General features: G+C 63.1%; 3 protein-coding genes. All 3 read left to right on the forward strand.

The features are described from left to right. The first annotated feature begins 59 nt into the window (after positions 1-59). The gene (tnpA, locus tag A5906_RS23945; RefSeq protein WP_080134401.1) at positions 60-464 is read left to right on the forward strand and encodes an IS66-like element accessory protein TnpA; all 405 of its coding nucleotides are present in this window, start codon (positions 60-62) and stop codon (positions 462-464) included. Next, positions 461-808, forward strand: coding sequence for an IS66 family insertion sequence element accessory protein TnpB (gene tnpB, locus A5906_RS23950; protein ID WP_080134400.1), 348 nt, complete (start codon positions 461-463; stop codon positions 806-808). Before tnpA ends, tnpB begins: the two co-directional genes overlap by 4 nt. A gap of 70 nt (positions 809-878) precedes the next feature. Continuing rightward, on the forward strand, positions 879-2,507 hold the full coding sequence (tnpC, locus tag A5906_RS23955; RefSeq protein WP_080137755.1) for an IS66 family transposase: 1,629 nt from the start codon (positions 879-881) through the stop codon (positions 2,505-2,507). Positions 2,508-2,540: the final 33 nt, after the last annotated feature.

A 2,540-nucleotide genomic window follows, 5' to 3' on the forward strand; every position in this document is an offset into this window, starting at 1 on the left:
GTCTCCCTCCGGTGAGGGCCGCCTTGTCGGGTTAATACCAGTGCTGTGTAACAGCCCTTATGGACAGCAATAAGTTCAGTGCTCAGATTGAACGGTTCGAGGTTGTCGAGACTGGCCGTCGCCGTCGCTGGACCGATGATGAGAAACTCAAGATCGTTCTGGAGAGTTTGCAGGCCCCGCGCGCGGTCTCGTCGACAGCACGACGATACGGCATCTCGCGCTCGCTCCTGTTGACTTGGCGACGATCGTTTGGGACGCGGACGAGCAATACTGAACAACCTCAGCCAGCGTTTGTGCCAGCGATGGTGATGCCGGACCAACCGCCGGCGCCGCCAGTAACTTTAGCGGGGCCAGCGAGCGGACGCATGGAGATTGTCGTCGGCAAGGCCTGTCGGGTGATCGTGGACGCCGGCGTTGATATGACCGCGTTGTCTCGCGTATTGGATCTGCTGGAGCGGCGATGATCCCGATCGCGGCAGGGGCGAGGATCTGGATCGCAACCGGTCACACTGACATGCGCAAAGGCATGCAGGGTCTGGCATTGCTGGTGCAGGAGGGGCTGGGGCGGGATCCTTTTGCCGGCGACGTCTTTGTGTTCCGTGGTCGTGCTGGCACCCTGATCAAAGCCCTTTGGCACGACGGGATCGGGCTGTCGCTCTACGCCAAGCGACTGGACCGTGGCCGCTTCATCTGGCCGGCGACGGTGGATGGCGTGGTATCGCTGACCGCAGCTCAGATGGGCTATTTGCTGGAGGCGATCGACTGGCGCAATCCCCAACACAGCTGGCGGCCGCAGAGCGCAGGATAGGTTGCGCAATAGTCCCGTGAGATTGCAAAAAGCGCACGCCAAATCGTCGCTTTTGTGATTCCATCGGTGCATGGGTGACGGTCCCCAGAAGCTGCCGGAAGACATTGAGGCGCTGCAAGCGGCGTTGCTGGCGACGCGCGCCGAACTCGCCAGCGTTCGCGCCCAGCAGTCCGACGACCATGCTCTGATCGCTCACCTGAAGCTGCAGATCGAAAAGCTGAACCGTGATCGTTATGGCCCTCGCTCGGAGCGTACCGCAAGGCTGCTGGATCAGCTCGAACTGACGCTGGAGGAGCTCGAGGCCTCAGCGACTGAGGACGAACTCGCTGCCGAAATGGCCGCGGCCAAGACGACGAAGGTGGCCTCGTTCACGCGCAAGAGGCCGTCGCGCCAGCCGTTCCCGGACCATCTGCCTCGCGAGCGGGTGCTCGTGCCGGGACCTGTGGCGTGCGCCTGCTGCGGCGGAGCGAGGTTGTCCAAGCTCGGGGAGGACATCACCGAGACGCTGGAGGTGATCCCGAAGTCCTGGAAGGTGATCCAGCACGTCCGGGAGAAGTTCAGCTGCCGTGATTGCGAGAAGATCAGCCAGTCCCCGGCGCCGTTCCACGTCATCGACCGTGGTTGGGCCGGCCCCAGCTTACTGGCGATGGTGCTGTTCGAGAAGTTCGGCCAGCACCAGCCGCTGAACCGTCAGGCCGAACGCTATGGCAAGGAAGGCGTGCCGATCAGCCTGTCGACCCTCGCCGACCAGGTTGGTGGCTGCACTGTTGCGCTGACGCCCTTGTTCCGGCGCCTCGAGGCCCATGTGCTGAGTGCCGAGCGATTGCACGGGGATGACACGACGGTGCCGGTCCTGGCCAAAGGCAAGACCGACACCGGCCGCATCTGGGTCTATGTACGCGACGACAAGCCTTTTGGCGGGCAGGCCCCGCCGGGAGCAGTGTTTTATTACTCGCGCGATCGCGCGGGCGAGCATCCCCAGGCCCATCTGGCCGGCTACAACGGCATCTTCCAGGCCGATGCCTATGGCGGCTATGGCAAGCTTTATGACCCGAGCCGCAACGTAGGTCCGATCCTGGAAGCGGCGTGTTGGGTCCATGCCCGACGACCGTTCTTCGTGATGGCTGATCTGGCGGAGAATGCGCGCCGCAAGGTACAAGGCAAAAAGCCAGCGGTGATCTCGCCTCTGGCACTGGAAGCAGTCCGTCGGATCGACGCCTTGTTCGAGATCGAGCGAGGCATCAACGGCGAGACGCCCGAACGGCGCCGGGCCGTCCGCCAGGAGCTGAGCGCGCCGCTGATGGCCGATCTGAAAGTCTGGATGCGTGAACAACGCGCCAAGCTCTCCCGGCGCAACGACGTTGCCAAGGCGATGGACTACATGCTCAAGCGCTGGGATGCGTTTACCCGCTTCCTCGACGATGGCCGCATCTGCCTGTCGAACAACGCCGCCGAGCGAGCCCTGCGCGGCATCGCCCTGGGGCGGAAGTCTTGGCTGTTCTGTGGCTCCGACCGCGGCGGCGACCGTGCCGCGATGATGTACAGCCTGATCGTCACAGCCAAAATGAACGACGTGGATCCACAAGCTTGGCTCGCCGACGTCCTGGCACGCATCGCTGCACATCCCGTACAACGGCTCGACGAACTTTTGCCCTGGTATTGGCGCGACCGAAATAAGCAAGTCAACCAAGCAGCCTGAGTGACCGCTACGCGGTCCTCACCGGATGCTTAC

Source organism: Bradyrhizobium sacchari (genome assembly GCF_002068095.1).
GTDB classification, from domain to species: domain Bacteria; phylum Pseudomonadota; class Alphaproteobacteria; order Rhizobiales; family Xanthobacteraceae; genus Bradyrhizobium; species Bradyrhizobium sacchari.